The 26,431-nt window shown below is 49.0% G+C and carries 18 protein-coding genes; 9 read left to right on the forward strand and 9 right to left on the reverse strand.

Annotated features, from left to right (window positions below):
- Positions 1–110: 110 nt before the first annotated feature.
- Positions 111–2,756 (reverse strand): beta-N-acetylhexosaminidase, encoded by a 2,646-nt coding sequence (locus KTO58_RS20030; protein WP_225859844.1) that lies wholly within the window; start codon positions 2,754–2,756, stop codon positions 111–113.
- Positions 2,757–3,015: 259 nt separating this feature from the next.
- Here KTO58_RS20030 and KTO58_RS20035 point away from each other — a divergent pair, with 259 nt between their 5' ends.
- The 3 genes from KTO58_RS20035 to KTO58_RS20045 all read left to right on the forward strand — a co-directional run bounded on the left by KTO58_RS20035 (position 3,016) and on the right by KTO58_RS20045 (position 6,625).
- Complete coding sequence (locus KTO58_RS20035; RefSeq protein ID WP_095837669.1) at positions 3,016–4,623, forward strand: Na+/H+ antiporter; 1,608 nt, start codon at positions 3,016–3,018, stop codon at positions 4,621–4,623.
- Positions 4,624–4,637: 14 nt separating this feature from the next.
- On the forward strand, positions 4,638–5,645 hold the full coding sequence (locus KTO58_RS20040) for a bestrophin family protein (protein WP_095837668.1): 1,008 nt from the start codon (positions 4,638–4,640) through the stop codon (positions 5,643–5,645).
- Positions 5,646–5,797: 152 nt separating this feature from the next.
- Positions 5,798–6,625, forward strand: coding sequence for a mechanosensitive ion channel family protein (locus KTO58_RS20045; protein ID WP_225859845.1), 828 nt, complete (start codon positions 5,798–5,800; stop codon positions 6,623–6,625).
- Here KTO58_RS20045 and KTO58_RS20050 read toward each other — a convergent pair.
- Positions 6,619–7,212, reverse strand: a complete 594-nt coding sequence (locus KTO58_RS20050) for an SMI1/KNR4 family protein (RefSeq protein ID WP_095837666.1) — start codon at positions 7,210–7,212, stop codon at positions 6,619–6,621. The two genes, KTO58_RS20045 and KTO58_RS20050, sit on opposite strands and share 7 nt — an antisense overlap.
- Before the next feature lie 153 nt (positions 7,213–7,365).
- Here KTO58_RS20050 and KTO58_RS20055 point away from each other — a divergent pair, with 153 nt between their 5' ends.
- Positions 7,366–8,949 (forward strand): FMN-binding glutamate synthase family protein, encoded by a 1,584-nt coding sequence (locus tag KTO58_RS20055; protein WP_095837665.1) that lies wholly within the window; start codon positions 7,366–7,368, stop codon positions 8,947–8,949.
- Positions 8,950–9,373: 424 nt separating this feature from the next.
- On the opposite strand, the gene KTO58_RS20060 is transcribed toward KTO58_RS20055, so the two are convergent.
- From KTO58_RS20060 to KTO58_RS20085, 6 genes are all read right to left on the reverse strand, one after another.
- The gene (locus KTO58_RS20060; RefSeq protein WP_157752833.1) at positions 9,374–9,583 is read right to left on the reverse strand and encodes a hypothetical protein; all 210 of its coding nucleotides are present in this window, start codon (positions 9,581–9,583) and stop codon (positions 9,374–9,376) included.
- Between the two features lie 142 nt (positions 9,584–9,725).
- Entirely contained in the window at positions 9,726–9,920 is a 195-nt protein-coding gene (locus KTO58_RS20065) for a hypothetical protein (RefSeq protein ID WP_157752832.1), read from the reverse strand.
- A 125-nt stretch (positions 9,921–10,045) separates the two neighbouring features.
- A complete protein-coding gene (pgl, locus tag KTO58_RS20070) occupies positions 10,046–10,771 on the reverse strand; it encodes a 6-phosphogluconolactonase (RefSeq protein WP_095837664.1) in 726 nt (241 codons plus the stop codon).
- A 48-nt stretch (positions 10,772–10,819) separates the two neighbouring features.
- Positions 10,820–12,322, reverse strand: a complete 1,503-nt coding sequence (gene zwf, locus KTO58_RS20075) for a glucose-6-phosphate dehydrogenase (RefSeq protein ID WP_095841478.1) — start codon at positions 12,320–12,322, stop codon at positions 10,820–10,822.
- Between the two features lie 32 nt (positions 12,323–12,354).
- A complete protein-coding gene (gene gnd, locus KTO58_RS20080) occupies positions 12,355–13,770 on the reverse strand; it encodes an NADP-dependent phosphogluconate dehydrogenase (RefSeq protein ID WP_095837663.1) in 1,416 nt (471 codons plus the stop codon).
- Between the two features lie 154 nt (positions 13,771–13,924).
- The gene (locus KTO58_RS20085; RefSeq protein ID WP_225859846.1) at positions 13,925–16,513 is read right to left on the reverse strand and encodes a phosphoenolpyruvate carboxylase; all 2,589 of its coding nucleotides are present in this window, start codon (positions 16,511–16,513) and stop codon (positions 13,925–13,927) included.
- Positions 16,514–16,868: 355 nt separating this feature from the next.
- Between KTO58_RS20085 and KTO58_RS20090 the strand changes: the two genes are divergently transcribed.
- Positions 16,869–18,164 (forward strand): DUF262 domain-containing protein, encoded by a 1,296-nt coding sequence (locus KTO58_RS20090; RefSeq protein WP_095837662.1) that lies wholly within the window; start codon positions 16,869–16,871, stop codon positions 18,162–18,164.
- Positions 18,157–20,082, forward strand: a complete 1,926-nt coding sequence (locus tag KTO58_RS20095) for a GmrSD restriction endonuclease domain-containing protein (protein WP_095837661.1) — start codon at positions 18,157–18,159, stop codon at positions 20,080–20,082. Before KTO58_RS20090 ends, KTO58_RS20095 begins: the two co-directional genes overlap by 8 nt.
- A 112-nt stretch (positions 20,083–20,194) precedes the next feature.
- Here the strand turns inward: KTO58_RS20095 and KTO58_RS20100 are convergent, their stop codons facing one another.
- Positions 20,195–21,040 (reverse strand): energy transducer TonB, encoded by an 846-nt coding sequence (locus KTO58_RS20100; protein WP_095837660.1) that lies wholly within the window; start codon positions 21,038–21,040, stop codon positions 20,195–20,197.
- A gap of 969 nt (positions 21,041–22,009) precedes the next feature.
- Here KTO58_RS20100 and KTO58_RS20105 point away from each other — a divergent pair.
- The 3 genes from KTO58_RS20105 to KTO58_RS20115 are packed head-to-tail and all read left to right on the forward strand — an operon-like array spanning position 22,010 to position 26,335.
- The gene (locus KTO58_RS20105) at positions 22,010–22,846 is read left to right on the forward strand and encodes a YitT family protein (RefSeq protein ID WP_095837659.1); all 837 of its coding nucleotides are present in this window, start codon (positions 22,010–22,012) and stop codon (positions 22,844–22,846) included.
- A 56-nt stretch (positions 22,847–22,902) separates the two neighbouring features.
- The gene (locus KTO58_RS20110) at positions 22,903–24,234 is read left to right on the forward strand and encodes a PQQ-dependent sugar dehydrogenase (RefSeq protein ID WP_095837658.1); all 1,332 of its coding nucleotides are present in this window, start codon (positions 22,903–22,905) and stop codon (positions 24,232–24,234) included.
- A gap of 43 nt (positions 24,235–24,277) precedes the next feature.
- Positions 24,278–26,335: a TonB-dependent receptor gene (locus tag KTO58_RS20115; RefSeq protein WP_095837657.1), complete on the forward strand. Its 2,058-nt coding sequence runs from the start codon at positions 24,278–24,280 to the stop codon at positions 26,333–26,335.
- The last annotated feature ends 96 nt before the right edge of the window (positions 26,336–26,431 follow it).

Consider the following 26,431-nt stretch of genomic DNA (forward strand, 5'->3'; position numbering starts at 1 on the left):
AAAATACAAAACCGGCGCATTAAGTGCAGGATTGATGGATAAGCGGTCTTAAAAACAGATGGCCCTGTAGCGCTTGCTACAGGGCCATCTGCGATCATTTATTTAGGCATCTATTGTTTTTTACGGGCATCTTTGAGCTGGGGGCCATCTGGTGCGGCCAGTATCACCAGTTCGCCATTCACTTCTACCGGTCTTCCGCTTCTTCCCCGCGTGTCGAACACTCTTACTTTTATTTTGCCTTTGGCCGGGATAGGCTGCGTGTACACTTTACTGTTAGGACCCGGTTCTTTACCATCTGTGGTATAGCGGATGATCAGGCCCGGGTGTTGTACGTTTACTTTCAGCATTCCTCCTTCTACGACGGCACCTGCGGGTGGAATACGATAAGCATAGCCACCATTGTAGTAATCCAGGCGAGGGAGTTCTCTCTTGCCCACTATATTGGAGAACAGGGACCAGGCCTCTTTATACATTTGTTCGCTTTTTGCGTTATCTGGTTCGGTGGCCCATTCGGGATCTTTAGCCCACGCTCTTTCCGCCAATCCCAGTAATTTTGGCAGGATGGAGTATTCCAGGCGTTGGGGGCTTTTGATTGTTTCGCTCCAGAGCAGGCCTTGGATACCTACTATATTGGATTTACCGAAGTCGGTGAGTTTATCTTTTCCAACGAACAATGTGGAGGTAACGGGGTTGCCCTGGCCATCTACTTTTGAGTTCTTATAGTAGTTAAAAGGGATGAAGTAGAAGGGTTTTTCTACATCGATGAATCCGCCCCAGTAGAAGCCAGGTTCATCGAAGGATTTGCCATATGCCATGTCGAAGTAGAAGTTGCTTACTCCGGAGAGGACTACTTTATAGCCGGCATTGGCGAGGCGATAGGCGAGGTCTTCGGCGCCGCCGCCGATTACGTTATTCCAAACGTTGAGTTGTATGTTGTTGTTGGCGAAATCTGGATTGGCGACATAGTGGGGTTTACCATCCAGTTTTGTTTTGCGCATCCCTACTTCTTCCCAGCCGGCCAGTTCGAGGTTTCTTGCTTTTACGAGGTCGTATACTTTTTTATAGTAGTAGTACCATACGTCATCTACCGTTTTGACTGCCGGTTCTTTTTTCATGAGGTCTTGTATGGCCGGTGATTTTTCCCATACGCCATTGGGCACTTCATCGCCACCCATGTGGATGGTGGTGAGGGGGGCGCCTGCTTCGCGGTACATATCCTGTAAGGCTACGACCACGGCATCGAGGAAGGTGTAGACAGCAGGCAATGCCGGGTTCATAATATTATCATTCCAGTATTGTACGGAGTGATATTCGGACTTGTCCTGCAGGTCGCTGAGCAGGTATTGTGTGGCTTCCTGTTGTTTTCCCTCTTTCATCAGTCTGTGATAGCGTACTTCCATGGATTTTACGGCAGCTCTGGCGTGGCCGGGGCTTTCTATTTCGGGCAGTACGCGGATGTGGCGATCTGTTGCATAGCGTAATATGTCGATGAAGTCTTTGCGGGAGTAATAGCCATTACCTGCTTTGTTGGTGGTATCGGGTCCGGACCCATAGGATGGCCAGAGGTAGGTATTGCCATCGGCGCTATGGCCACGGTAAGCGCCTACGCTGGTCAGTTCTGGCAGGCCAGGTATTTCGAGGCGCCAGCCTTCGTCGTCGTTGAAGTGCAGGTGGAGGAAGTTGAGTTTGTAGGTAGCGATGAGGTCGATGACGCGCAGCAGTTCTTCTTTGCTGTGGAAGTTGCGGGCAACGTCCAGGAAGAAGCCTCTGTATCCGAAGCGCGGGGCGTCGTTGACCTGTACACCGGGGATGCTGATGGAGGGTTGTGTACCTTTCCAGGCATCCGGGGGGATGAGGGAGCGGAGGGATTGTATGCCATAGAATATACCGGATCCGCTACTTGCGGAGATGGTAATATGCTGTGCATTTACCTCCAGGGTATAGGCTTCTGCTGCGAGTTCGGGATTTTCTTTGAGTATGATGGCTTTTCCGTTGCCGCTGTTCAAGGGCAGTTCTTTGCCCAGGAAGCTGCGTAATTCCCTGCGGAGATAGCTGGCTTCGTTGTTGAAGGTTGCTGGTGTTTCAATGCGTGTGGAAGCATCGAGTACAAAGGTTTGTCCATTCTCTTTATAGTTCACTGGTGTGGGGAATACTTTAGGCAGCTGTGCGGCCGGGATATCGCGGATATCGTTATTGTCGTTGTAGATGGAGGCGGCGGTTACCTGGGCGACCTTATCCCCGGCGTAGCGGGCAAACTGGCGGGCTTCGGTGGAGGGGAGTACCTGAGGTTCCGGGAGGGCGTGTCCTTTTTCGGGTTGGTTATCCCATACGAGGTATAGTCCGCCGGGGGCATCGGTGAAGTTCACTACCCAGGCATCGCAGACAAATTCCACGCGGAAGGATTCTCCCGGTTTGAGGCCTTTGAAATCTGCGGTGGGTGTTAGTTTGTACAAGTCTCCATTTACGTGTTCGGCCTTCATCCCGGTGCTGGTGGTACCTGGTTTTACAGATCTTACGAAGTTGAAATAGAGTTGCCAGCCGGAGGCGGGCAAGGGTGTTTTGCCATTGTTCACGAATGTGAAGGCGGAGAGGAATTGCCTTTTGCCCTGGTGGTTGTTTTCTACCAGGCCCCATGAAGCTTTGAGACGGGAGGCATCGAATGCCGGGGCTTTGGTCTGGGCATTGGCGCCCAGCATCATTCCGTTCATGAGACAGGCCATGATCATTAATTTGATCAACAAAAACTGTTTGCGCATGTTAATAATAGGTTTGATAGCAATAAAATAGCGAGGTCCCGGGTTCCCACGTGTCAAAGGAATTTATTCCGGCGATCCATTAGTCAGCTACGTTTCGAATGTTGCCTAAGATATGACATTCACGATTGTTATACAAACAAACGGGTAAAGAAACGACTGAGGTGGTTATAAGGGAGATATGTGGCCTACCAGGTGGATAGATGGTTATATTGCATTTGCTAACGTGCCAATTTTACAATAAGAATGAAATATTAGTGTCATGCATCATCACTTGCTTTTGATCCTCGTCCTGTTATTTGTCATTTTTCTGCTTATTATGTTAGGGCAGCGGTTGAAGATCTCCTATCCTATTTTTCTTGTGCTGGCGGGTTTGGGGATCAGTTTTGTGCCAGGCATTCCGCGGGTGGAGATTGCGCCCGATCTTATTTTCCTGATCTTTTTGCCACCGTTGTTATATGAGGCGGCGTGGTATACATCCTGGAATGATTTCTGGAAGTGGCGGCGGCCGATTGCTATGTTGGCATTTGGCCTGGTCTTTTTCACTTCTGTGATTGTGGCATTTGCTTCTACTGCTTTGATACCCGGGTTTACGCTTGCGTTGGGGTTTCTACTGGGAGGGATTATTTCGCCACCGGATGCGGTGGCAGCGACTTCGGTATTGAAGCACGTATCGGTACCGCAGCGGCTGACGGCGGTATTGGAAGGGGAAAGTCTTATCAATGATGCATCGAGCCTTATTGTGTTCCGTTTTGCGCTGGCGGCGGTGCTGACGGGGCAGTTTGCGATGGGTCAGGCGGTGGGGCAGTTTTTCCTGGTAGCGGGTATGGGTATTGTGGTGGGGTTAGCGATGGCACATATTCTGTATGCGGTACATCGTTTTTTGCCTACGACGCCCAGTATCGACGCGTCGTTGACGTTGATGGCGCCTTACTTTATGTATATAGGAGCGGAGCAGTTCCATTTTTCGGGGGTTATGGCGGTGGTGAGCGGGGGGCTTTTCCTGTCCTGGCGATCCAATGATATACTACCTTATAGTTCGCGGTTGCAGGCTTGGGGGATGTGGACGACGGTGATCTTTGTATTAAACGGGCTGGTATTTATTCTTATAGGGCTGGAGCTGCCCAGTATCATTGATAATCTGGGGGATTATTCTCTTTCACAGGCTATTGGTTACGGGATGGTCATCAGTGTGCTTACTATTGCCATCCGGTTGCTCTGGGTGTTTCCAATAGCTTATGTCCCGATATGGTTTGGTAACCGCAAGCGGATGGACCGAGTGAATCCTACGTGGAAGCTTCCGCTTATTGCGGGGTGGGCGGGGATGCGAGGTGTGGTATCGCTTGCGTCGGCGTTGTCTATTCCTTTGGTGTTGGACAATGGGTCGGTATTCCCATTGCGTAACCTGATCCTGTTTATTACTTTTATTGTCATCCTGATGACGCTGGTGTTCCAGGGGTTGACCTTACCACTATTGATCCGTTGGGTGAAGATCAAGGATACGGAGGATTTTGCTCCTGCGGAGGAGCAGGAGACCGCTATTACTCTCCGTTTGATGCAGGCGGCGCTGAAGCGGCTGAACGAAAACTATGCGGAGGCGGCGCGGGAGAATGAGTTGGTGGGATTTCTCCAACATCAGCTGGAAAATGATATAGCGCTGGCGGATCAGCGGCTGGCCTCCCTGGAGTGTGATGAAACGGAGCGGGAAGAGATCGCGTTGTATAACCATGTTGTGCTGGACCTCTGTGCGGTACAACGTAAAGAGCTGTACCGGTTGCGGGCGGAGCGGTTATTCAGTGATGAGGAGATCCGTAAGCAGGAGATGCAGCTGGATTTTGACGAAGCGAAGATAACGGGCACACATCATTAAACTATCCATACTATATGCACGCGGGAAGAAGATTTACGTTAAAGGAGTTCCTGATCTGGACACGACGGGACATTTACCGGTTGAGTGTACTGGCGTTGGTGACCACTTCATTGTTTACCATCTTTAACTGGAAATGGATTGCGGTGCCCTGGGTACCTATTGCGCTGGTGGGTACAGCGGCCGCTTTTATTGTCGGATTTCGTAATACGCAGACGTATAACCGTCTATGGGAGGCCCGTCAGATATATGGTGCCATTGTTAATACGAGTCGTTCGTGGGGATTGCTAGTAAAGGATTTTGTGAGTGGCGATATAGATGCTGGTAAGTTACATGAGATACATCAGCAGCTGATATACCGCCATATTGCCTGGCTGACGGCGATGCGATTCCAGCTGCGGGAACCGCGGGCGTGGGAGACCATCAAAACGTTGGTTTCCAACAAAGAGTACAGCCGGTTATACACTGTAGATGAGTGGGTCAATAAGTTAGGGGATTCTTTGCAGCCTTTTCTGCCGGAGGAGGAGTTGCAGTATGTGTTATCGAAAAAGAACAAGGCGACTCATGTTGTCAGTCTTCAATCCAAACATTTGCGAGAGTTAAAGGCGGCCGGGCTGATCGCTCCGTTAGATTATATAGAGCTGGAGAATCTGTTAGTGAACCTGTATGATCAGCAAGGGAAGTGTGAGCGTATCAAGAACTTTCCATATCCGAGGCAGTTTGCTACTATTAACCAGATGTTCGTGCGTTTGTTTGCATTTCTGCTTCCTTTTGGTATTCTGAATGAGTTTCAGCGATTGGGGGATTGGATGGTATGGTTGGCGGTGCCTTTCAGTGTGATCGTGGGTTGGACTTTTCTGACGATGGAACGTGTTGGTGAGGCGACGGAGAATCCTTTCGAGGGCAGTGCGAATGATGTGCCTATTACTTCTATGAGCCGGACTATAGAGATCGATTTGCGGGAGATGCTGGATGAGACGGACCTCCCTCCTGCCCTTACGCCGGTGAACAACATATTAACCTAGGCGGTGTGCAACTTTCTCCGCAGCGTATCCTTTCTGTGCTACATTCCAGGTGTTGCCCTTATTCCCAGGCGTATTTAGGGGAGCTACTACGGTTATGGTTTGGATTTTGTGTATCTGAACGAGTATTTACCTTAAACGTAGTAGTTATGTATATGGAATATATAACCTGGGGCAGGCTGATCTATGACAAGCTGCATGGTTGGCTGCAATCTGCTGTAAAAATGACGCCTAACCTGGTGGTTGCTTTCCTGGCGTTGTTATTATTTATCCTGATCGCGCGTATCGTGCGTAAGCTGGCTTACCGGATCATTTACCGGATGACGGATACGGTGACGGTGAGTGCTTTGTTTTCCACGCTCTTATATATCCTGTTATTGTTTGTGGGGGTATTTATTGCGTTGGATGTGATGAAGCTGGAGAAGACGGTATCTTCTCTGCTGGCTGGTGCGGGCATTATCGGGTTGGCGTTGGGTTTTGCTTTCCAGGATCTGACGGCCAATTTCATATCGGGCATCTTCATTACTTTCCGCAAGCCATTTGAGACCGGTCATATTATTGAAACGAATGGTTTTACGGGGACGGTAGAGAACATACAATTGCGTTCCACGACATTGCGGACGTATGATGGGTTGCATGTGATGATACCGAACAAGGAGATCTTCCAGAAGCCGATCATCAATCATTCGTTGACGCCGGAGCGGCGTGTGGAGGTACCGGTAGTATTACCTGGTAGTATGGACACTGCTGATTTCAGCCGGGAGGTGATCAAGGCGTTGCAGGCGTTGCCTGATGTTGCGAAGTCAACTCCGGTGGTATTATTTACGGGTATTGACGGGGGTAATATCAAGGCGACGGTACGTTGCTGGATCAATAATGAGCGTGAGCAGAGTTATGAGGATACGCTTCACCGGATCATACAGGCTGTAACGGGTTTTCTACCAGGTTTCCGTAACAATACTAATGGGGAGCAAGGTCAATAGCGCCATTTGAAGACGATGTCTTCGCCGTATAGTTGTTCTACGAGTTTTTCGCAGCTGTCTTCGAGGTTATCGATATCTTGTCCCATTTCGCCCTGACATACTATGAGCAGTGCTTTGAGGTAATCGTCGAAGGTGGTGAACAGGCGGCTGAGGAAAGGTTTTGTATCGTGATCGTAGTAGTATATTTCGTTAGTGCTGATGTGCCAGCACCACATGTTACCATTTCCGAGGTAGTCGCCGAAGGCGATCAGTTGTTTTGACAGGGCCAGCTCTTCTTCTGTGAGGCCTCTATCTTTCAGGTCTGGTGTATAGTCGTATAGTGTGCGGAAGTCTTCTACTTCGAGTAGTTCTTCCTGCAGGTATGCGGCGCCGAACGTTTGATAGAATAAGCGCAGGCCTATGGGGAATTTGATACCTAATTCTACTTCTTTAGCGACCAGGGTGGCTTCAGGAGTTGGTTCTTCTGTTTCCACATCGTAGTAATCGGCATATCCGCGGATGATGTTACCGACTTCTTCCTCCCATCCGTTATCACCTATACGCGTATACGATGGTATGATGACATCTGAGATCTTTTCGATTTGCATAAACTATCATTTACAGCAATATAAGATTTCCCCCTGTTATGACTATGCCAACGGCTAATCAACGATAGATTATAACACAACCTTAACACTGCTACCGGGAGGCGGCGGGCCCTGGCATTTTCCTTACCTTTGCGTAAACAACAAAATACAGCTATGGTAAAAGGTTTTCTGGCATTTGCCGCCGGCAGCGTAATAACAATAGCCGTACTGGGCTTTTTCTTCCCGTGGGTATGGTGGTTATCAGTGCTTGTGTTGCCGGTTATTGTCATGGGATTAATTGATATGACGCAGAAGAAGCATGCGATCATCAGGAACTATCCATTATTTGGTCGTGCGCGTTACTGGATGGAGGCTTTACGGCCTAAGATTTATCAATATTTTGTGGAGAGTGATATTGATGGTAGTCCTATCAACCGAGTGGATCGATCTACGATCTATCAGCGGGCGAAGCGCGAGTTGAATACGCAGCCATTTGGTACGCAGTTTAATGTGTATGCGGAAGGTTATGAATGGATGGCTCATTCTATAGCGCCTCATAGTTTTGAGACGATGGATAAAGATCCCCGTGTGCTGATTGGAGGTAGTGAATGTAAGCAACCTTATGCTGCCAGTATACTGAATGTATCGGCTATGAGTTATGGTTCACTTAGTTCTAATGCTATAGAGGCGTTGAACGGGGGAGCGCAGCTGGGTAATTTTGCGCATAATACGGGTGAGGGCGGTATTAGTCCTCACCATCTGAATCAGGGCGGGGATATTATCTGGCAGATCGGTACGGGTTATTTTGGGTGCCGGGATGAGGCCGGTAATTTTTCTGATGAATTATTTGCGGAGAAGTGTAAGCTACCGCAGGTGAAGATGGTGGAGTTGAAGATATCGCAAGGGGCGAAGCCTGGTCACGGCGGTATTTTGCCAGCGGCCAAGAATACACCGGAGATTGCGGCGATCCGTCATGTGAAGCCTTATACTACTGTTGCTTCTCCTCCTTATCACACGGCATTCAGTACGCCGCAGGAGCTGGTACAGTTTATTGCGCGTATGCGTAAGCTGAGTGGCGGTAAGCCCGTTGGATTTAAGTTATGTATCGGTCAGCCCCGGGAGTTTTATGCGATCTGCAAGGCGATGTGTGCGGTAGATATTTATCCTGACTTTATTACGGTAGATGGTGGTGAAGGTGGTACCGGAGCTGCGCCACCGGAGTTTTCGAACTCTGTAGGGATGCCGTTACTGGATGGGTTGGCGTTCGTTCATGATACACTGACCGGGTTCAATATCCGTCAAAAGATGAAGCTGATTGCTTCCGGTAAGATACTGACGGGCTATCATATCCTGCGAGCGATGGCTTTAGGAGCGGACGGCTGTAACAGTGCGAGAGCGATGATGATGGCGATCGGCTGTATACAGGCATTGATCTGTAATACTAACAAATGTCCTACGGGGGTAGCTACGCAAGATAAGTGGTTGAGTGCGGGGTTGGTAGTATCTGACAAGAAGCAGCGGGTGGCCAATTATCACCGGGATACGATCGAGAGTGCGGTGGAGTTGGCGGCGGCGGCTGGTTTGGCTGCTCCGCACCAAGTGAAGCGCCGTCATATTTCGCGTCGGGTATTTATGAACCAGGTGCGGACTTTTGAGGAGATCTATCCCAGTACGAAACCGGGTTACCTGCTTAACGGGGAGATGCCGGATTATATGCGGGAGGAGATGTCAGGTATTTCGACGGACAGCTGGCATTAGTCGTTATTCACTTTATATCGGGGAGGAGGTCTTAGGGGGCCTCCTTTTTCGTTATGTGTAATAACGATGGCTATCGGCTACAAAAGGAGACTATGCTGGTTTCCTTTTGTGGCTTTACAGGAGGCATGTGATGGTTTGAACGAACGAAAAGGAGGCCGTTAAGGTCTCCTTTTTCGTTTGACGCGTGCTATGCAATGATTGCTTAGTTGGTGCATCTTCCGACGAGGCATCTGCACATAGGCCCTGATGATAGCTTACATAAGGTGTCAGCGCTGCAAGGTGCGTTTGTGCAAATACGGGCAGCAACATTGTTACCACCGCCATTAATGTTTCTGAGTTGGGTACGTGCCATTGGGGGGAAAGAAAATTGTGCTTTCATAAAGTTGACAGTTTAGTTTTCAATAATTGTTTTCAACAATTGTGATCAGAAGCCGAAACATTGTCTGAATAATGATCCCGGAGAGGGTTGGAACGGGCATCTGCAGGATGAGCTGGGGCTGCCTGGGAAGACGCAGGAAAAATCGGATGTACAAACGACCCTTGCGCAGGCGCGGTTCTTTTTGTTGGTACCGCCGCCGTTGATGGCTGCCAGTTCATTACGGGAAAGGCTTTCTAAAGAAATTAGCTTTTTCATGATGAGGATTTATTACAGGTAATTACTATTAGTGTGAACGATGGATTTGCCAGGGAATAAAACGGTAGGGATGTGCATAAAAGAAGGTCTATTTGACGCTCCTTTTATTGTTTTCCGGTAGTTTTTCTTGCTGGTAAATGGATTATGAAGGAGTGCAAGTCCATTTGTTGGTGGATGAATACAGGCATTTGCAGCTCATACCGCCGTAGTAATCGCAAATGGTAGCTGAATAACAGGATGTGGGAGGGCAAATGCGCATGCTTACAGCGGTGCCTCCGCCTTTGATGTTTGCCAGTTGTTGACGGGCAATGCTTTGGAGGGACAGTACTTTTTTCATATTGGTAGTTTTTATTCGTATTTAATTTACCAATACTGAGAGCGGTGTTATAGCAGTAGGATATAAAAAGGCCGTGGATATATTCGTATATCCACGGCCTTTATTCTATCAGTGTATATTTATTGTTATTCGAGAGCGGAAGCGGCGGCTTCATCGACGAACCAGTGGAGTTCTCCTTCCTGGGGCCGGATGAGTTGGGAGGGGTATTCTTCTGCGTTGAATACGCCTTCGATTACATTTTTGAGTGTGAGGGCCTTATTGCTACCTGTGGCCATGAATACGACGCAAGCGGCGCGGTTGACGATGGGAGCGGTGAGGGTAATGCGGTACATATCCTGTGCCTGGAGGAAGAATGCTTTTACCCAGGCATGGTGTTCTTTTACTACGGCGGTGCCGGGGAATAGGGACAAGGTATGTCCGTCATCGCCCATGCCGAGGAGTACGAGGTCGAAGGAGGTTTCTTCTTCGTTATGGAAATATTGACGGAGGATGGAGGTATATTCTTCTGCTGACGCTTCCGGCGTGGTGTCGGTGCGCATGACATGGATGTTTTCTTTAGGTACGTTCACGATGTCGAGCAGGGTATCGAAGGCCATTTTGGCATTGTTTCTTTCATCTTCGAATGGTACGGCGCGTTCGTCTCCCCAGAAAAAGTGTATACGTTCCCAGGGGATGATGTTGTTATAAGGTTCTTTCGCCAGTAGTTTGTACAATGCTTTAGGTGTGCTACCTCCGGACAATACGAAAGTGAAGCGATCCTGGTCCTGGAGTGTTTCGAGGATGTAGTTGCTGATCCAGGCGGCCAGGTTTTCGCTCAGTTGTTGCGGGTCTTTAGCTATATGAAGTTCCATAGTCCGGTTTATACAATTAACGGGCCGGTGTTGAGCCGGCCCGTATGATTATTTAGGTAAGTTGATCCAGTTGTGACCATCGCGGGCGATGAGGGCATCAGCATCTTCGGGTCCCCATGAGTCGGGGGAGTAGTTAGGGAAGTATTCCGGTGAGCGGGATTCCCAGGTTTCGAGGATGGGCATGATGACTTTCCAGGCGGCATCTACCTGGTCGCCGCGCATGAAGAGGGTGGCGTCGCCTTCCATTACATCGAGCAGTAATGTTTCGTATGCTTCGGGGGCATGTTCGCCATTGGCTGCGTCGTAGTTAAAGATCATATCTACGGGTTCGAGGGTCATGGTTTGGCCCGGGCGTTTGGCTTGGAAGCGGAGGCGGATATCCATTTCGGGCTGGATGCTGATGGTCAGCCTGTTGGAGCGCCATGTTTCTGCTGATTCGGCCGGGAACGCGAAGTGCGGAGCTTCCCTGAACTGGAGGGTGATATGTGTGGCTTTCTGGTTGAGGTATTTACCGGTTCGTACGTAGAAGGGTACGCCTTGCCAGCGCCAGTTGTCGATATAGAATTTAACGGCAGCGTATGTATCGGTATTGGAATTAGGGTCCACTCCTTTTTCCTGGCGGTATCCTGGTACTTGTTGACCTTTTTTCCATCCGGGTGCGTACTGGCCTCTTACGGCGAATTCGTGTACTTTATCCTTGCTGATGGGGCGGATGGCGTTGAGGACATCTACTTTTTTGTTACGGATTTCGTTGGCATCGAAGGATACGGGAGCTTCCATGGCGATCATGCACAGGAGCTGGAGGATATGATTTTGTACCATATCTCGGAGGGCGCCTGATTTTTCGTAGTATCCGCCACGGCCTTCGAGGCCGACGCTTTCTGCGGCTGTTATCTGGACGTGTTCGATGAAGTTACGGTTCCAGATGGGTTCGAAGAGGGCGTTGGCGAATCGGAGAGCCAGGATATTCTGTACGGTTTCTTTACCCAGGTAGTGGTCGATGCGGAAGATCTGTTCTTCGGCGAACATTTTGCCCAGGAGCTCATTGAGATCATGTGCGCTTTGCAGGTCGTGGCCGAAAGGTTTTTCGATCACGATACGGGTGCTGGCTTTGTCGGTGCATATATTGAGGCTACCGAGTTTTTGAGCGATGCCTGGCACGAGTTGCGGAGCGACGGCGAGGTAGAAGATAACGTTGGGATGTACGCCCCATTCCTGTTCTTTCTTTTTTACGAGGTCGGTGATGGCGCTGTAAGCCTGTGCGTCTTCGCCATCCATCTGCAGGTAGGTGACATGTTGGCTAAAGTCTTTCCAGTGGCCATTTTGTTCTCCTTTTCGGCGGGAGAATTTGCTGATCCCTTCGAGGAGGTGATTTGAATATGCTTCGTCGGTGTACGCACTACGTCCTATGCCAGCGATAGCGAATTGTTCTGGCATCCACTCGTCTAAGAAAAGATTGTATAAGGCGGGGGTGAGTTTGCGGTAATTCAGGTCGCCGCTGCCTCCAAAAATGAAGACGATGGAAGCAGGCGGGCGCTTGTGATATTGCATGATTATTTTGTTTAATTCAGTATTGGTGCCGGTCATTTAGCATTCCAGATGGTATGGAAGGTACCGGGCATATCGGTGCGTTGATAGGTGTGAGCGCCGAAGTAGTCCCGTTGTGCCTGTACCAGGTTGGTGGGCATACGTTCCGTACGATAGGCATCGAAGTAGGACAGTGCGGACATGAGGCCTGCGGCGGGTATTCCTGCCTGGGCGGCTTGTGCGATGACTGTCCGGGTATTGGTATTTACGTTTTCGAGTAATGCGGCTACATCTTTATTGAGGAGCAGGTTGGGCAGTTGTGCATCCTGGGAGTATGCCTGGTAGAATACTTCCAGGAGTACGGAGCGGATGATACAGCCACCTCTCCATACTTTTACGGCTTCGGGTAGTGGTATCTGCATATCGAGTTCTGCGGATGCTTTATGCAGCATGGCCATTCCCTGGGCGTAGCTGATGATGGTAGCGAAGTAGAGGGCGTCGTGTACCTGTTGTATCCAGGTATCTACGGGTGTGTTGATGGTAGCGGCGGGGCCATTGTAGAGGGCGGCTGCTTTTTCGCGTTCTTCTTTGTAGCCGGAGATGGTGCGCAGGGCTACTGCGTTGTCGATGGTGGGGACGGCAACCGGGAGGTCCATTGCGTCCTGGGAGGTCCATTTGCCGGTTCCTTTAGATCCTGCTTTATCGGAGATCACATCGAGCAGGCGTTGGTTGGTTTTATCGTCTTGCTGGAGGAATATGTCTGCGGTGATTTCTACGAGGAAGGATTGGAGGGCGCCTTCGTTCCAGGATTTGAATACCTGGTGGAGGCGGTCGTTATCGAGGCCGGCGGCTTTGAGGAGGGCGTAAGCTTCGCTGATGAGCTGCATGATGGCATATTCGATACCATTGTGGACCATTTTCACGTAGTGGCCGGCACCTTCGCGGCCGAGGTATGCTACGCAGGGTGTGTTATCGACTTTGGCTGCGATAGCTTCGAGCATGGGTCTTACTTTTTCATATGCTTCGACGTCGCCGCCGGGCATGATGCTGGGACCTGTTCGGGCGCCTTGTTCGCCGCCGGATACGCCGATGCCCATAAAATGGAGTTGTTTTTCGCGGAGTTGTTGTACTCTGCGGAGGGTATCGGTATAGTGGGAGTTACCACCATCGATGATGACATCGCCCGGTTCGAGTAGTGGTTGCAGGGAGGCGATGACGTCGTCTACCGGTTTGCCGGCTGGGACGAGCATCATGATCCTGCGAGGGCGTTGTAGTTGTTGCACGAGTTCTTCGAGGGTTGCAACCCCTTTAGCGGTGGTACCGGGGGTGGCAGCGGCTTCGAGGGCCCGGCCTTTTTCTTCGTCTTTATCAAATCCAATCACGGAAAAACCGTGATCTGCCATATTGAGTAGCAGGTTGCGTCCCATTACTCCGAGGCCGATCATTCCAAAATCAAATAAGCTCTGTGCCATAAAAATTGTGCTAAGGAGATGTAAAATTAGGGGGTTTTCCCCAAAACTGCACCCCAAAATCCAAACGCGGTCCCCTGGGGGATTTGCGGCAGTTGAGCCGGTCTATCTGCCAGGGGAAGCGACTGGGAGGGTATTATATGTCATTATACCGCTTTTAGGCGGAGTTACGGCCGGCATTGATGATACCGAAGGAGCAGCGGACGATCAGTTTTTCGTAGATGGTCCGGAGTCCGTTGAGGGTGGCATCGTCCTGTTCGCGGATGCAGGCCAGTGCGTATTGCTGGATGGTGAGCAGGGGCAGGATGATACGTTCTCTCATCTGGATAGAAAGCTGGTCTGTGGGGCTTTCTGCCATGAGTTCGTCTGCACCTGACAGTTTGAGTACATATTCTCTGGTGAGGAGGTACTCGTTATAGATGATATTCCAGACGGTACCGAATTTCGGATGTTTGGAGAGGTAGGCGGTGAGTGGGAAATAGCTTTTGTGCATGGCCATTTCGCAGTTGTCGAGCAATGTTTTGAAGAAGAGGGAATGTTGATAGAGGTGTTTTACCTGTTCCCATTTGCCTTGTTCATCGAGTGCTTTGAGGGCGCTACCTACGCCGAAGTATCCTGGTACGTTTTGTTTGAGTTGGCTCCAGGCGCCTACATAGGGGACGGCGCGGAGGTCGTTCAGGTTCAGTTTGGCGGCTGCGTTGCGTTTGCTGGGGCGGCTGCCGATGTTAGTCTCTGCGTAGTAGCGGAGGGGGCTGGCCTGATCGAGGTATTCGAGGAAGTCCGGATGTTGTTTTAGTTGGGTGAAGACGTTGTAGCTTTTGTCTGCCAGTGACTGGAGGAGTGTTTCTTCTTCTTCAGACAAGGTGGTTTGCCGGGCGGAGAACAGTTCGTTGGCGATGCCGGCGTGCAGCATTTGTTCGAGGTTGAACTGGGCGGCATCGACGGTACCGAAGTTAGAGCTGACGGTCTGGCCCTGTATGGTGAGTTGTATTTCTTTGTTAGCGATATTACGGCCCATGGAGGCGTAGAACTGGTGAGTTTTGCCACCGCCGCGGGCGGGGGGTCCCCCTCTGCCATCGAAGAAGACAACGGTGACGCCATGGTCTTTGGAGATGCGGGTGAGTTCTTCTTTGGCTTTATAGATGCTCCAGTTGGCCATGAGGTATCCGCCATCTTTGGTGCCATCGGAGAATCCGAGCATGATGGTTTGTTTGTTGCCTCTTTGGCGGATATGGGTGCGATAGGCTTCATTTTCGTAGAGCTGTGTCATGACATTGCCGGCCTGTCGGAGGTCGTCGATGGTTTCGAACAGCGGTACGATATCTACGGTGAGTTGTTCTTTTTTCCAGCCTCTCAGCAGGAAGAGGGCGTATACTTCTATGACGTTGAGGGCGCTGGTGCTATGGCTGATGATATAGCGGTGGCAGCCATCTTCGCCATTGGCTTGTTGAATGAGGCCGATGCGGTCGATAGTCTGCAGGGTATCGCGATGCAGGTCTTCTTTGAGGGCATCGGGAGCTACCTGTTGGCTGACGGAGAGCAAGGCATTTATTTTGCCCGCTTCGTCCAGCTGGGGGTAGTCTTTTGGCAGCGCCGCTGTGAGGGAGGCGATTGCTTCCATAAGCGGGCCATGTACGGAGCTGTCCTGTCTGACGTCGAGGGAGGCGAAGTGGAGTCCGAAGAGTTCGACTTTGCTGATTAGGCCTTCTACGAGGTTGACGAAGAGGCCGTTGTGTTGTGTCAGTATGGTTTCGCGGATACCGTTGAGGGTATCGAGTATTTCCTGTCGATTGAGGGCGGTACGGTGGCCGGGGATGAACAGGTTGCTGTAGAGTTGTTCTTCCAGTTGGTTCAGTTCATTTTCCACCCCTTTGAAGGTCAGTCTGCGGCGGAGGCGGCGTACGTCCTGGTAATAACATTTGATGATGCTGCTGCGGAGGGCATCGGCTACTTTCAATGTTATTTCTGCTGTGACGAAGGGGTTGCCATCGCGGTCGCCACCGGGCCAGAATCCCATTTTGATGAGTGGGTTCTTTTCGTTGATAGCGTTGGGGAAATGTGCTCTTAGGTGCGACAGGATACGACCTGCGGCGGTATAGAATACGTTTTCCAGGAACCAGATGAGGCTGACAGCTTCGTCGTATGGTGTTGGTTTTTCTTTTTTGAAGAAAGGTGTTTTACCCAGTTGTTGCAGGTACATATTGACCTGAGCGGTGTGTTCGTTGCTGAGGGCCCTGGCGAGGTCGTTGATGATGCCCAGTACTTCGCTGGGGTAGAACTGGGTGGGATGGGCGGTGAGGACCATCCTGACGGAGAAGTCTTCCAGTTTGTCTGCCAGTTTTTTGGATGCCTGGTCGCCGGTGACGGCGGATTGGAGGTGCCGGATGGTGCCGAGGCCGCTCATATCGTGGATATCGCGGAAGGCGGCATCTTCGAGTGCGTCGAACAGTACCACTTGTCTTTCGGCGTATTGGATGAACCGGAATAGCAGGTCAAATTTCTGCTGTTCCTTTTCGTAGTTGGTGTACTGAGAGAAAAAGGAGTTGAGTATTTCTGTCGGGCTTTGTTGTTTGCTATATCCTTCTTCGCAGTGGAGGAGGAATAGCGACAGAAAGACGCCTGTTTTTTCTACCCGGTGAAATGGTAAAGAAGTGAAGAGGCTGTTGTACAACTGGAACTTGGTTCCTACCAGGTTTTTGAACAACTGCAATGTGTTGTTCACCGGTGTTTCCATACTAAACTGCATAATGTAACGCTATAATGCCTTTGTGCCGCACTATTCCATAAATACGATTTACAATCGCTTTTGCTACCACTACGCAAGCTGAAACCGGTACGCTGAAATCGTGCATTACTGAACGAATGAACAAATGCCCCCTATAACAGGCAGCTAACCGGCTGTTAAAATAATACTATTTGCACAAAATGTTAAACAAAAAAGCGGCACACTCTTCAAAAATTGCCGGGGATGGGCATTTCGGGAGAATATTTATAGCAGGCTTAGCTGTTGAGCGACGTATGTGTATTTTTTATATTTTTATTCCTGTTATCTCAACAGTTAATTACCGGGTAGTGTTTTTGTATTAATAATTAAGAAGCCTATGAAAGAGAATGTTCCCCCTGCTGTACTTTCCGTGCGGGCCTTTTTATGTGATGATCGATTATGCATTCCCGAGTTCCAGCGACCCTATAAGTGGACGGTGCACCATGTTGTACAATTGATGGAAGACGTTCAGCGGTTTGCCCCGGAGGTAATTTACCGGATCGGGACCATTGTTATCTATGAGAATGAGAACGGGCAATATGAAATAGTGGATGGTCAGCAGCGGACCATTACGTTTTTCTTGTTATTGAAGGCGATATCAGAGACAAGTTATGCGGCAATGCTGGATGATATACTCATTGCATGTTTGCACCGATTTACCCTTTCCGACAGTGACATATCGAAAGGCAACATATTGCGGAATTACCGGGAGATGGAGCGCCGATCTGCACAGATAGACGGTACTTTCATTCATTATTTCCTGGACCGTTGTGAGGTGGCAGTATTTGTGCTGGATGATATTTCGGAAGCTTTCCAATTTTTCGATTCTCAGCATGCGCGGGGGAAGGACCTGGCACCGCATGATCTTCTGAAGGCCTTTCATCTTCGGGAGATGGAAGGGGAAGATGAGGAGAAAATGCCTGTCGTAATGGATTGGGAGCATACTTTGAGTGATGAGTTGTCGACCCTGTTTGCAGCATACCTATATCGTGTACGGGGCTGGATCAAAGGGTACTCTTCCCGTGCATTCACCAAGCAGGAAGTTGCTGTTTTCAAAGGTATGCGTCTTAAGAAGGCGCAACAGCATCCATATGGCAGGATATACCAGATGGCGGATGCGCATTTAATGCAGCATAAGTCTGATTTGTTCCCTTTCCAGCTGGACCAACCGATCATCAACGGTAAATATTTCTTTAAGATGGTCTCGCACTACCGGGACTTATGTCATACTATCGTGTGGTCGCCTAATGCCTATTTAGGTGCAGCGAGCGATATCATTGCCCTTATCAATAATTATGAAGGCGTTCATCGCATCGGTGACCAACACGTCAGGTTGTTATTTGACTGTGGGCTGTTATACTATGTAGACAGGTTTGGAAGAGAGGGCCTTCCGAAGGCTATTGAAAAGATATTTATCTGGGCTTATACGCCCCGGCTGAAGCATTCGAGCGTATCCATTGCGACGGTGGACAATTACGTAGTATATGAGTTCAATCTATTCAAGGTGATACAGGAGGCCGTGAGTATGGAAGATGTTCACCTGGTGGATCTGCCCTTATTAACTAACCGGCATGAAACTACTAAAGCACCCGCTATTAAAGCAAAATTCGAAACAATGAAGTATTATGTCTAACGCTCCCTCACCAATAATACCACTCACTATATCTGCCTTGCTGGCTGAGCTTACGGATTATACGATTCCTATTTACCAGCGTAACTATGCGTGGGCGGCACCAGAAATTGAGCAGTTGATACAGGATGTGATCGATTATGCAAAATCCAGTCCTGACAAAAGATACTATATCGGCACTTTAGTGGTATCAGCGGATACATCCAAAGCTCGCTCCGCATTTATTACGGTAGACGGGCAGCAGCGTCTGACCACGCTTTTTATTTTACACGCTGTATTACGACAAAAATATGGTTCCGTGAGGGAACAGCACATGAAATTACGGTTTCAATGCCGACCGTTATCTGACGATACATTGCAAGCCATTGCCAACGGCAATATTGCTAAAGGCAGGTCTGCTTACGCCACAACTATTATGGCGGCTTATGACATCTGCCAGTTAGCGTTGGAGGACAAGTTAACATTGGAGCGTATAGATATCGCCACCTTCATGCACTATTTTTATGAACATGTAGTGATCTTCCGGGTAGGTTTACGGCAGGATACAGACCTCAACCACTACTTTGAGATCATGAATAGCCGAGGGGAGCAATTGGAAAAACATGAGGTATTGAAAGCCCGGCTAATGGGTGTATTTAATAATGATGTGGAAGGAGCCAGGTACAGGGCATGTTTTGCGCGGATATGGGTTGCATGTTCCAATATGAACCGGTATGTGCAGCATAGCTTTCCGAAACAGCAGCGGCATTATTTGTTTGGAGATAGGGACTGGAACAAGCTGACTATAGCTTCTTTTGATGACCTGGTGTCAACGATACATCCGGAAGAAGGTATTATTGAAGGAACAGGGGTTTCCTTATCTGCTATTCTTAGTGACAGCGACAAGTCTTTAATACCTGTTGAGCAGGACGATGATAATGAAAGGTTTCATTCGGTGATCAATTTCCCGAACTTTCTGTTACAGGTGTTGCAGCTGGAGGTGGGAACAGTAGAAATACCATTAGATGACAAGCGACTATTAGATCTTTTTCAAGCGTATATGCCTGATGAAAAAGATGAGCGGATAACATTTGTCAAGTCATTCATTTTCCACCTGCTTAAATACAGGTTCCTGTTTGACAAGTATGTTATTAAGAGAGAGTTTAGTACTGAAGAAGACCGATGGTCTTTAAAATGTTTGCGTTGGTATTCTCCAAAGCCGAACCAGGAAACGGTAGGTTATGTAAATACTTTTGAAAAATCCGAAGGTGCTGTTTACAGTGACAATCGCCGTATCCTTATGTTGCTATCGATGTTCCATGTATCTCATCCTATGCAGTCTTCCAAACGTTGGCTGCATGCTGCATTGTGGTATTTATCTCAACAATCGGAAGTACATGCGGAAGGTTACGTTGCCTACCTGGAGCGTATTGCGAAATCATTTGTATATGATCTACATCTTGCTACGGATAAGCAGAACGGATATCTTACGATGATACACCAGCCGGTGTTTAGTCGGCGAGCTGCGTCAAGGCTGGACCCTGATAAACTACGCTTTGGTGTTATCAATAATAATCTAATATTTAACTTCCTAGATTACCTGCTCTGGAGCAAGCATAAGGACACCAACAATAGGATAAGATGCTTTGAATATACCTTCCGGCATTCGAAGGAGCATTATTATCCACAACAGCCTACTCATCCCGAAGATATAATAGCAGAGAAGCATTTGCATGCTTTTGGTAATTTATGCCTGATCAGCCATGAGCGGAACGCGCAACTTAATAATGCGTTGCCTGTGGATAAGAGAAAGTATTATTCTAACGACAAACCTATCGACAGTATAAAACTATATCTGATGATGCAATATCCGCATTGGCATATTAAGGAAATCGAGGAGCATGAGGAGGAAATGCTTGACTTATTGAAAGCGCATATGTAAGTGATTTTTTGCCGGGTAGATTAAACGCGTATGCCTCCAGCACGAGGCGGAAGCATACGACAGTACATAGGTTAAAGATAACGGTACAGGAATCTACAGGTTTGCGTTATTGTTATTGTTCTAGTTTGAATTTGACGGGCAGGCTGTAAACTACAGCTACGGCGCGGCCATTTTGTTTGCCTGGTTTCCATTTAGGCATTTTCTGAATTACTCTTACGGCTTCTTCATCGAGGCCTCCTCCTTTCTTTTGTCCGGCAAGGCGCACGTCGATGACATTGCCCTCTCTATCTACTACAAAGCCTACGTAAACAGTGCCTTCTATCCCATTTTCCATTGCGATGTGAGGATACGTTGTGTTGTTAAGGAGGTATTTCATAAGAGCTTCTTCCCCACCTGGGAATGCGGGCATTTGCTCTACAAAAGTAAAGGGGTGATCGTTCTCTTCTTTTGCTGGTGTAGGAACGCTTACTACACCTGTACCTGCACCTTTACCTATGTCGGGGATCATGTCGGGATCTATGCCGTTTACGTTGCCTGCAGCATTTACGGTGCTTACGGAAGTTTTGATGATTTCATCCATCCTGGGTGGCTGTTCCTTTTCAGCGACTTGTTGGTCTTCTACTATCCGGGGAGTTGTAACACGGATGGTAGGTTTCAGGGCTGGCGGCGGTGTGGCTGGTGGCGGCGGAGGAGGCGGTACCAGCTTCGCTTCCGGCATTTTGAGGTCATCTAAGATCACTTCGTTGACGATCGCTTTTGTGTTTACGGTAGCGGCTACAGATCTGCTACTGAAAGAATAGGCTGCTAAGATCACTAAGGCAAAGGAGGCCATTGTGGCGATCGCATTCCGGACCCGTTTGTCGTAACGTACCCGGAGGTCATACGCACCATAATCTTTGTTACGCCCATTGAACAGGATGTCCAGGAATTCTTTCTGGGAGTTTTTGGTTGTGTTCATGGTATACGCTTTAGTGAATAGATGCGGGGGATATTTTATTCCATAAAGTGTTTTTGATAATTAAATTCGGGATGGGGTATTAAAATAGTAAAGCCGTAACTGAGCGTCACGGCTTTACAGATGGTTTTCGAAAGGCTAACCGGCAAGAAGCCTTCCAAAATAAAGACAGGCATCATGAAAAAACTGAAAGATAAACTAACAGTACAAGCTACACGTTACGTAGTTCAGATCATCGCTATCCAGATGCTGCCGGATAGCGGGATCAATAATATTTAATGGCTGGTGTAATTGATCTATTGGTTGGTTCAGATCTTTATGAAACGAAGGGGGTTATTTGTTTGTGTCAGCGGTTGAAAGTTGCTGTATTGATATTAACACAGCAACCTGTCAACCAGCTGTTATTTTAACCCTCAAAATTAAAAAACGGTATTAATGGGCTGCACTTTATTCCGGTATCACACGGCTGTAGGCGAGGTGATATGATGCCCGGGGGTGCGGGTTGGCACATTACATTAAAATTTACCACCAATAAATTTGCAATATGCTTTCCCCGCGGTCCTTACCTGGCATTACTTTTATATAGCTTACAGCAAACAAAGCTTCGTTAAGGATTGGAACAGCAGCTACCACAATGGGTAGTGTAAGAGATATGATGTGAAGTGGGTTCCACCATTTTGTTTCTCAATAAAGCATGCTGTTTCATCGTGCAGCGTTTTTTGCAGTTTAAGAATAATATTGTACGAAAAACCTTGCTGGTGGCACAAAGTATCCGATGTATCGTCGCTACGTTAATAGTCTACTGAATCGGTAGACAAATATACATCGATATTTTTTATTTCCAAAAATCCCTTCATTTTTTTTGTTGTGAACGTAAAAAAAGTTGGTTGTATGTTATTATATGCTTTGGTGGTGGGAGTTTTGGTGGTGATAGGCTGAAAAGTCCTACTTTCGCAGCAGGAACAAGAATATATGAAGCAGCATGCTAAAAACGTAGCTCTTATTATCCTGGGGGCGTTGATCTTTGCCGCGGGTATTAATTACCTGGCTATTCCAAATCAGTTATCAGAGGGCGGTGTGATCGGTATTACGATAGTGACCTATTATTACCTGGGCTGGTCGCCTGGTATTGTAAACCTGTTGATCAATATTGTGTTGATCGCGGTGGGTTACCGGTATTTGGACAGGCGTAGTATTTATTATACGCTGCTCGGTATTTTCTTTTGTTCTCTCTTTTTGTATCTCACGGAGAACAAGTTGCCTTCTATTACGCATAATACGCTGCTGGCGGCGATCTTTGCCGGTTTGCTGGTGGGTATTGGCATTGGGTTGGTGTTTTTGGCCGGCGGTACTACGGGAGGTTCTGCTATTGTGGCGCGGCTTTGCCAGAAGTTCTTTGGCTGGAGCCTGGGGTCGTCGATGCTGATCTTTGATATTGTGGTGATAGGTATCTCGAGTACTATTATCGGGATAGAGAAGACGATGTATACTTTCATTGCGGTATATATAGGTGCGCGGGTGGTTGACTATATCGTGGACGGGTTCAATACCAAACGTGCGGTGACGATCATTTCGACGCAGACGGAAGCGATAGCGAGGCGTATCACCTGGGACATGCAGCGAGGTGCTACGGTACTGCACGGGCATGGGGCGTATACGGGATCGCCTAAACATGTGTTGTATGTGATCATCAACAAGCAGGAGCTGATGCGGCTGAAGGAGATCGTGCAGGAGGAGGATGTGCATGCTTTTGTGGTGATCCATGAGGTGCATGAGGTGTTGGGGCGTGGTTTTTCGACACAGGCTTAGGTAATGGGATGGCAGCGTATTTGATAAGGAGATGATATCATCAATCATACAGCCTTATGAAACATGCATCTTTTTTCGTGTTGCTGGCCCTGTGTGCCGGGGTAGCTTGTAACAGCCAAGGCCACAAGGATCCCGGTGAGGATAGTACTACTGTAGCGGCCGGCGGGCATAATGGTGTGGCGGATTCGTTACCGGCTCCTTATGCGACGAAATCTGTCACTAACTTCAGTAAGGTGCTGGGATGGTCTGATGGCAAGACACCGAAGGCACCGGCGGGATTTACGGTCACTAAATATGCAGATGGTTTTCAGAATCCGAGATGGATCTATGTGTTGCCCAACGGGGATGTACTGGTAGCAGAAGCGAACACTAAACGTAATCTTCCCAAAAAGATCAAGGAAGTAGTAACGGGTAAGGCTCAATCCGGTAATATGCGGGAGAGTGCGGACCGTATTACGCTATTGCGGGATGCGAACAACGACGGGCAGCCGGAAGTGCGGGCTGTGTTCTTGGAAAATCTTAACCAGCCATTGGGGATGTTGTTGTTAAAGGACCAATTTTATGTTGCCAATACAGACGGTATACTGGTGTTCCCTTATAAGGTGAATGCGACACGTATTGATGGTAAAGGCCGACAGATACTGACATTGCCGGCAGGCGGCTATAATAATCACTGGACGCGTAATATCATTAGTAATAAGGACGGTAGCCGGATCTTTGTGTCGGTAGGTTCGGGCAGTAATGTGGGTGAGCACGGTATGGAGAACGAGCTGAGGCGGGCGAATATACTGGAGATCAGCCCTGACGGCAGCGGGGAGCGCATTTATGCTTCCGGACTACGTAACCCGGTGGGGATGGATTGGGCACCCGGCAGCCATGTATTGTGGACGGTGGTGAATGAGCGGGATGAGTTAGGTGACGAGCTGGTACCAGATTACCTGACAGGTGTCAAGCCTAATGGTTTTTACGGGTGGCCTTATGCATATTTCGGGCAGCATGAAGACCCGCGGTTGAAAGGGCAGCGACCGGACCTGGTAGCCAAGACATTGGTACCTGATGTGCCTTTAGGATCTCATACCGCCTCTTTGGGGCTGGTATTTTACAACACTACCATTTTCCCTTCCCGATATCAGAACGGCGCTTTTATAGGCCAGCACGGTTCCTGGAACCGGTCTGCGTTGAGCGGTTATAAGGTGGTATTCGTGCCTTTTGCGAATGGCCGGCCCTCGGGTGCGCCGGAGGATTTTCTGACCGGATTTATGGCTGAAGGTAGTAAGAGTGAGGTATATGGCCGGCCGGTAGGGCTGGCGGTAGCCAGGGACGGTGCTTTGCTGGTAGCGGATGATGCAGCCAATACGATATGGCGGGTATCTGCCAGCAAGCCATAGCGGGGCCTAGGAAATAGTGGTGATAATCCCTATTTTGTAGATCATGAGGCATAAATTCTACATACTTCAGTTACTGCTATGTACCTATTCCCTTTCCATATCTGCACAGCAACGACCAGATAGCACGCGACAATTGCAGGAGATCGTCGTACAAGCTTATCCCGGCAATCACACGCTGTTAAGATTGCCCTCTTCAGCAGCGGTACTGAACAGTAACCAGATAAAGTTACAATCGGTCGCTACTTTATTACCTGCTTTCAATACTATTCCCGGCGTGCGGATGGAAGAGCGTTCTCCCGGCAGTTACCGTTTATCCATCAGAGGTAGTTTATTACGTTCTCCTTTTGGTATCCGTAATGTGAAGGTGTATATGGATGAGATGCCTCTTACGGATGCCGGTGGTAATACTTATCTGAACCTGCTGGATGCGGGTAGTGTGCAAGGGATAGAGGTGTTGAAGGGGCCTGACGGCAGTTTGTTTGGCGCTAATTCGGGCGGTGTGGTGTTGCTGCATCCGATGGCGGGTGACAGCAGCCGGTTACAATTTGGATTGCAGGGAGGTTCCTATGGTGCTTTCCAGGAGCAGGTGAAATGGCAGCAAGGTTCGGGACCTTACCAGCTGCAGGTGTCGCAGGCTTATCAGCAGGCGGATGGATACCGGCAAAATACGCGTATGCGCCGTACATATTTGCAGACGGTGCAGCAATGGCAATATGCCGCGCATCAGCGGCTTAAGCTGATGGCATTATACAGTGACCTGGGTTACCTGACACCCGGCGGGCTGACGGCGGTGCAGGCGGCCGCCAATCCGAAGGCGGCGCGGCCTGCTACTCCTACCCTACCCGGCGCTATACAGCAGCAGGCCGGCATTTACAACCGGACTTTCCAGGCGGGGCTGGTGCATGAAGCGGACATTACATCTTCGCTCAAACATGTTATCAGTGTAAGCGGCACTAACACTCACTTTGAGAATCCTTTCATTACCAATTATGAGGCGAGGGATGAGAATACGGCGGCGGTGCGTACTTATTTTGCGTTGCATGACCGTTATATTGGCCAGGGATCTTTACGATATAGTTGGTATGCCGGCCTGGAATGGCAGCGTACTTCTTCTGATATCATCAATTACGGTAACCGAGGTGGCCGGCGAGATACGGTGCAGGCGGCGGATAAGCTGGTGGCCCAGCAGCATTTTTATTTTACGCGATTTACGTTGCAGCAGGACCGTTGGGTGTGGGAAGCTGCTGCCAGTCTGAATTACTTTAGTTATACTTTCCGGAATGCGCAGACGCCCCGTACGCGTCGTAGTTTTACGCCACAGCTGATGCCAAGAGTGGCCTTGTCATATTTGATCACACCTGGGCTAAGTGCCCGAGCGACGGTGAGCAGGGGCTACTCCCCTCCTGCTATTGCGGAGGTGCGGGCTTCTGATAATATCATCAACACGGCGCTGCAGGCGGAGAATGGTTGGAACTATGAGTTAGGTATACGGCGTAATGACCGGCGGCAGCGGTATTGGTTGGATGCCAGTGTGTTCCATTACCGTTTACGGGATGCGATCGTTCGGAACCTGCGGGCTGACGGGACGGAGTTTTTCCGTAATGCCGGCGGCATCAAACAGACCGGGGTGGAGTTGCAAGGGATGTTATGGCTGGTGGCTCCGCAGCAAAAGGGGGTGGTACGAGGTTTACAGATGCACAGCAGTTATACTTTGAGTGATTTCAAATTTGACGATTATGTCAGTGCCGGCAAGAACTTTTCCGGCAAGCAGCTGACGGGAGTGCCCCGCCATACGGTGGTATCGAACCTGCTGTTGCAGTTGCCGTTACGTTTCTATGTATTTGCGCAGCATAACTTTACGGACCGGCTGCCCTTGGTAGATGACAATGCGGTGTATGCGAATGCTTATCACCTGGTGCAAGGTAAGATCGGATGGGAGACAGCTGTGGGGCATGCGGTCGGGCTGGCATTTTATGCCGGGGTAGATAACCTGTTGAACCAGCGTTATAGTTTGGGTAATGACCTGAATGCTATCGGTGGGCGTTATTTTAATCCGGCGCCTGACCGGAATTATTATGCCGGGGTATCGCTTCGGTTATAGGAATGTTATAGGAGCGCTATACCCTAATTAAGGGAGAGGTGGACGTGAGCATGTGAGATATTCATAATTAAGCAGTTACAATTATTTAATAAAAAG

This window comes from Chitinophaga pendula (assembly GCF_020386615.1).
Taxonomy (GTDB): domain Bacteria; phylum Bacteroidota; class Bacteroidia; order Chitinophagales; family Chitinophagaceae; genus Chitinophaga; species Chitinophaga pendula.